Origin of the sequence: Klebsiella sp. Q2 (assembly GCF_009900705.1) — a bacterium.
Lineage (GTDB): Bacteria > Pseudomonadota > Gammaproteobacteria > Enterobacterales > Enterobacteriaceae > Klebsiella > Klebsiella quasipneumoniae.
This window is the reverse complement of the sequence record NZ_JAAABE010000014.1, coordinates 1-5,436: the sequence shown is the minus strand read 5'-3', so window position 1 is coordinate 5,436 and position 5,436 is coordinate 1. Positions and strand designations below refer to the sequence as shown.

The 5,436-nt window shown below is 52.2% G+C and carries 4 protein-coding genes, 4 tRNA genes and 1 rRNA gene; 8 read left to right on the top strand and 1 reads right to left on the bottom strand.

Annotated features, from left to right (window positions below; translation table 11 throughout):
* Positions 1-5: 5 nt before the first annotated feature.
* The 3 genes from rrf to birA all read left to right on the top strand — a co-directional run bounded on the left by rrf (position 6) and on the right by birA (position 2,360).
* Positions 6-121 (top strand): 5S ribosomal RNA (gene rrf / locus GT756_RS25640).
* Positions 122-372: 251 nt separating this feature from the next.
* Positions 373-1,401, top strand: a complete 1,029-nt coding sequence (gene murB, locus GT756_RS25635; protein ID WP_064178669.1) for a UDP-N-acetylmuramate dehydrogenase — start codon at positions 373-375, stop codon at positions 1,399-1,401.
* Positions 1,398-2,360 carry a bifunctional biotin--[acetyl-CoA-carboxylase] ligase/biotin operon repressor BirA gene (birA, locus tag GT756_RS25630; protein ID WP_004206834.1) on the top strand — a complete coding sequence of 321 codons (963 nt, stop codon included), beginning with the start codon at positions 1,398-1,400 and terminating at the stop codon, positions 2,358-2,360. The genes murB and birA overlap by 4 nt, the downstream gene beginning before the upstream one ends.
* Positions 2,361-2,386: 26 nt before the next feature.
* On the opposite strand, the gene coaA is transcribed toward birA, so the two are convergent.
* Complete coding sequence (gene coaA, locus GT756_RS25625) at positions 2,387-3,337, bottom strand: type I pantothenate kinase (RefSeq protein WP_004206833.1); 951 nt, start codon at positions 3,335-3,337, stop codon at positions 2,387-2,389.
* A gap of 430 nt (positions 3,338-3,767) precedes the next feature.
* Between coaA and GT756_RS25620 the strand changes: the two genes are divergently transcribed.
* From GT756_RS25620 to tuf, 5 genes are all read left to right on the top strand, one after another.
* Positions 3,768-3,843: transfer RNA gene (locus GT756_RS25620), tRNA-Thr, on the top strand.
* Positions 3,844-3,853: 10 nt separating this feature from the next.
* Positions 3,854-3,938 (top strand) — tRNA-Tyr (locus tag GT756_RS25615).
* A gap of 115 nt (positions 3,939-4,053) precedes the next feature.
* Positions 4,054-4,128 (top strand) — tRNA-Gly (locus tag GT756_RS25610).
* A 5-nt stretch (positions 4,129-4,133) separates the two neighbouring features.
* Positions 4,134-4,209 (top strand) — tRNA-Thr (locus GT756_RS25605).
* 115 nt (positions 4,210-4,324) lie between these two features.
* On the top strand, positions 4,325-5,436 hold a 1,112-nt coding region (gene tuf, locus GT756_RS25600), incomplete at its 3' end, for an elongation factor Tu (protein ID WP_049004726.1).

Sequence of the window (5,436 nt, the reverse complement as noted above, 5' to 3'; positions counted from 1 at the left end):
ATTTGCCTGGCGGCACTAGCGCGGTGGTCCCACCTGACCCCATGCCGAACTCAGAAGTGAAACGCCGTAGCGCCGATGGTAGTGTGGGGTCTCCCCATGTGAGAGTAGGGAACTGCCAGGCATCAAATAAAGCAGAAAGCTCAGTCGGAAGGCTGAGCTTTTTTGCGTTTGTGTCATCCGGCGAGGGTGCCGGCATGCCCCCCCCGGTGGCGCTGCGCTTACCTGGGCCAGGGGCCTTGCGGGTTCTGTAGCCCGGCGCGGTACACCTCTCACCACTGGTAACGCTCCGCAATATTATTGCCTCTGTAATCAGGCAAGCCTTCCCCCGCCAGATACGGTAAACTAACGCCGATTTTGCATCAGGAAGCCACTATGAACCACTCCCTCAAACCCTGGAATACCTTTGGCATTGAGCGATCCGCCAATACGATAGTACGCGCCGAAACTGAGCAACAGTTGCTAAGCGCCTGGCAAACCGCTGCCGCGGCTGGCGAACCCACGCTAATCCTTGGGGAAGGCAGTAACGTCCTGTTTCTGAACGACTATGCCGGTACGGTGATCCTCAACCGGATTATGGGGATCGAGGTGAGCGAAACCCCGGATGCCTGGCGCTTGCACGTCGGTGCCGGCGAAAACTGGCATCAACTAGTACAGTTCACGCTACAGCATGCGATGCCTGGTCTGGAAAATCTGGCATTAATCCCTGGCTGCGCAGGATCGTCGCCGATCCAGAATATTGGCGCCTACGGCGTCGAATTGCAGCGGGTCTGCGAATATGTTGACTGCATCGAGCTGGAAACGGGACGTAAACAACGCCTTTCCGCAGCGGAATGCCGTTTCGGCTATCGCGACAGCATCTTTAAACATGAATATCAGGACTGCTACGCCATCGTCGCGATTGGCTTATCGTTAGCGAAAGCGTGGCGACCTGTGCTGAGCTACGGTGATTTAACACGTCTCGATCCGCAGACAGTCACCCCGCAACAGGTATTTGATGCGGTCTGCCATATGCGAATGACTAAATTGCCGGATCCAAAGATTAACGGTAATGCTGGCAGCTTTTTTAAGAACCCGATCGTCAGCGCTCAGGTTGCTGAAGCGCTGCTGGCGCAGTTCCCTCATGCACCGCACTATCCGCAGGCAAACGGCAGCGTCAAGCTGGCCGCTGGCTGGCTAATCGATCAATGTCAGCTCAAAGGAAAACGCATCGGCGGCGCGGCCGTGCATCGACAGCAGGCGCTGGTACTGATTAATGAAGATCAAGCGACCAGCGAGGATGTGATAAAGCTAGCCCATTACGTTCGCCAGCAGGTGGGGGCAAAATTCAATGTATGGCTTCAGCCCGAGGTGCGCTTCATTGGAACGCATGGTGAAGTCAACGCAGAGGAGAGCATTGCGTGAAAGACCATACTATCCCTTTAACGCTAATTTCTATCCTTGCTGATGGTGAGTTTCACTCAGGTGAACAGCTTGGCGAGCAGTTAGGCATGAGCCGGGCGGCGATTAATAAGCATATCCAGACGTTACGCGACTGGGGCGTCGATGTGTTTACCGTGCCGGGCAAGGGGTACAGCCTGCCAGAGCCCATTCATCTGTTGGATGAGAAAAAGATCTCCCAACAGATAGAACATGGCCGAGTGACTGTCCTTCCGGTAATCGACTCCACTAACCAGTATTTGCTGGACAGACTGGATGAGCTGACGTCCGGCGATGCCTGCGTAGCTGAATATCAGCAGGCAGGGCGAGGCCGGCGAGGCAGAAAATGGTTTTCCCCCTTTGGTGCGAATCTCTATCTCTCGATGTACTGGCGTCTGGAGCAGGGCCCGGCAGCGGCGATTGGCCTAAGCCTGGTGATTGGTATTGTGATCGCTGAAGTGCTGCAGCAACTCGGGGCCGAACAGGTTCGCGTGAAATGGCCAAACGATATTTACCTGCAGGATCGTAAGCTGTCAGGGATCCTCGTGGAGCTGACGGGGAAAACGGGCGATGCCGCACAAATCGTCAGCGGCGCGGGTATCAACCTTGTGATGCGTCGTGTGGAGTCTGATGTCGTCAATCAGGGTTGGATCAGTCTTCAGGAAGCGGGGGTGGTCATCGACCGTAATCTCCTCGCCGCGCGCCTGATTAAAGAGCTGCGCCTGGGACTGGAGCTGTTCGAGCAGGAAGGGTTGGCTCCTTATCTGCCGCGCTGGGAAAAACTGGATAACTTTATTCATCGTCCGGTAAAACTGATTATCGGTGATAAAGAAATTTATGGCATTTCCCGCGGCATTGACGCCCAGGGTGCGCTATTGCTGGAGCAGGATGGTGTGATAAAAGCCTGGGTTGGTGGTGAAATATCATTGCGCAGCGCAGAATAAAAAAGGGAGCTCCGGCTCCCTTTGCTTTATTTACGTAAGCGTACCTGATTAACAGAATGATTGGCGCTCTTGGTCATAATCAGGCTGGCGCGCTCGCGAGTTGGAAGGATGTTTTCCTTGAGATTCATTAGGTTAATCTCATTCCAAAGCGAGGTGGCAATTTCGACCGCTTCTTCCTTCGACAGCTTGGCGTAATTATGAAAATAAGAATCCGGGTCGGTAAATGCCCCTTCCCGGAATTTAAGAAAGCGGTTGATATACCAGCTTTTCAATAATTCTTCCGGGGCATCGACATAAATAGAAAAGTCGACAAAATCCGATACGAATACATGATGCGGATCGTGTGGATAATCCATCCCACTTTGCAGAACATTCAGTCCTTCAAGAATGAGAATATCCGGTTGAGCGACGGTTTTATCGCCATCGGGAATAACATCATAAATTAGATGGGAATAAACCGGTGCAGTTGCCTGTGGTACCCCTGATTTGAGATCGGAGACAAACTTCACCAGCCGATGCATATCATAGGACTGCGGAAAGCCTTTTTTCTTCATTAACCCACGTTCTTTCAAAACTGAGTTAGGGTGCAAAAATCCGTCAGTGGTAATGAGTTCGACATGGCGATGCTCCGGCCAACGGCTCAGCAAGGCCTGCAGTACACGGGCGGTGGTGCTTTTTCCTACCGCCACGCTGCCAGCGATACTGATAATATAGGGAATTCGCTGACCGTTGGTGCCAAGAAATTGTTCGAGAACAGCCTGACGACGCAGGTTAGAACTGATATAGAAGTTGAGCAAACGCGACAGCGGCAAATAGATCTCAGCAACCTCTTCCAGAGAGAGATCTTCGTTGATGCCTTTTAACCGCGTGATTTCTTCCTCGGTTAACGTCATCGGGACAGAATCACGAAGTGCAGCCCATTGGTGGCGGTTAAATTGTAGGTACGGTGTCATTAACGTCTGCTCTTTTTGGCTCATAAGCATGTTCTTACCATCACCGAATACGTTGAAACGGCGATGCTTCACACGAGTTAATCAGGACAATGGGCAGGAGGGTAACACCAGATTGCCGGGAATAATAAGAAAAAAACTCATTGAATGCCGCTTTCTCGCGCCAGCGTCACAAGAGAGGAATAAGTTTCTTATGCTTTGCAAAGCATGGCCTTTGCTAACAGGATGGTACTAACGGCCTGCTGCCTTTCAGTTTACGGTCAGCATACGTTCCTGGTAAACGTGGCTGACCGAAACCGCGCCTGATGGGCCCGTTTGTTGGCGATTATTTGCACTCCTTTGTTTGAAATTACACCGTTTTTTCGCGTAAGAGCACAAAATGTGAGCAAGAGAACGTTTTATGCAAATTTTTAGTTGCATGAACTCGCTCCTCTCCCTAGAATGCGCGCTACTTGATGCCGACTTAGCTCAGTAGGTAGAGCAACTGACTTGTAATCAGTAGGTCACCAGTTCGATTCCGGTAGTCGGCACCATAACAATTTGGGTGGGGTTCCCGAGCGGCCAAAGGGAGCAGACTGTAAATCTGCCGTCATCGACTTCGAAGGTTCGAATCCTTCCCCCACCACCACTTTCTGGCGACGCTTTGCGTAGCCGGAGTTGGTTGGGTAAACTAATCAGCTCAATACTAAAGAGAGCAGTCTTTTTAGTATTACAGAAAGAACTGGGTAGCCGAGTTTCAGGATGCGGGCATCGTATAATGGCTATTACCTCAGCCTTCCAAGCTGATGATGCGGGTTCGATTCCCGCTGCCCGCTCCAGACGTGCTGATATGGCTCAGTTGGTAGAGCGCACCCTTGGTAAGGGTGAGGTCCCCAGTTCGACTCTGGGTATCAGCACCACTTCTTTTCTCTCCTTCCCTGTTTCTCTTCTGTTATGTTCATTCAACAAGTCGGGCATGTTGCCTGGTTGATGTGGTGATATCACCGATTTATCCGTGTCTTAGAGGGACAATCGATGTCTAAAGAAAAGTTTGAACGTACAAAACCGCACGTTAACGTCGGTACTATCGGCCACGTTGACCATGGTAAAACAACGCTGACCGCTGCCATCACTACCGTTCTGGCTAAAACCTACGGTGGTTCCGCTCGCGCATTCGACCAGATCGATAACGCGCCGGAAGAAAAAGCTCGTGGTATCACCATCAACACCTCTCACGTTGAATATGACACCCCGACTCGCCACTACGCGCACGTAGACTGCCCGGGCCACGCCGACTATGTTAAAAACATGATCACCGGTGCTGCGCAGATGGACGGCGCGATCCTGGTTGTTGCTGCGACTGACGGCCCGATGCCGCAGACTCGTGAGCACATCCTGCTGGGTCGTCAGGTAGGCGTTCCGTACATCATCGTGTTCCTGAACAAATGCGACATGGTTGATGACGAAGAGCTGCTGGAACTGGTTGAGATGGAAGTTCGTGAACTGCTGTCTCAGTACGATTTCCCAGGCGACGACACCCCGATCGTTCGTGGTTCTGCTCTGAAAGCGCTGGAAGGCGACGCAGAGTGGGAAGCGAAAATCATCGAACTGGCTGGCCACCTGGATACCTATATCCCGGAACCAGAGCGTGCGATTGACAAGCCGTTCCTGCTGCCGATCGAAGACGTATTCTCCATCTCCGGTCGTGGTACCGTTGTTACCGGTCGTGTAGAGCGCGGTATCATCAAAGTGGGTGAAGAAGTTGAAATCGTTGGTATCAAAGAAACCGCGAAAACCACCTGTACTGGCGTTGAAATGTTCCGCAAACTGCTGGACGAAGGCCGTGCTGGTGAGAACGTAGGTGTTCTGCTGCGTGGTATCAAACGTGAAGAAATCGAACGTGGTCAGGTACTGGCTAAGCCGGGCACCATCAACCCGCACACCAAGTTCGAATCTGAAGTGTACATCCTGTCCAAAGACGAAGGCGGTCGTCATACTCCGTTCTTCAAAGGCTACCGTCCGCAGTTCTACTTCCGTACAACTGACGTGACTGGCACCATCGAACTGCCGGAAGGCGTAGAGATGGTAATGCCGGGCGACAACATCAAAATGGTTGTTACCCTGATCCACCCGATCGCGATGGACGA

Excerpts from the sequence above, each read along its gene's own strand:
- coaA (WP_004206833.1), bottom strand. The coding sequence starts at position 3,337 with ATGAGCCAAAAAGAGCAGACGTTAATGACACCGTACCTACAATTTAAC.
- murB (WP_064178669.1), top strand. The coding sequence starts at position 373 with ATGAACCACTCCCTCAAACCCTGGAATACCTTTGGCATTGAGCGATCC.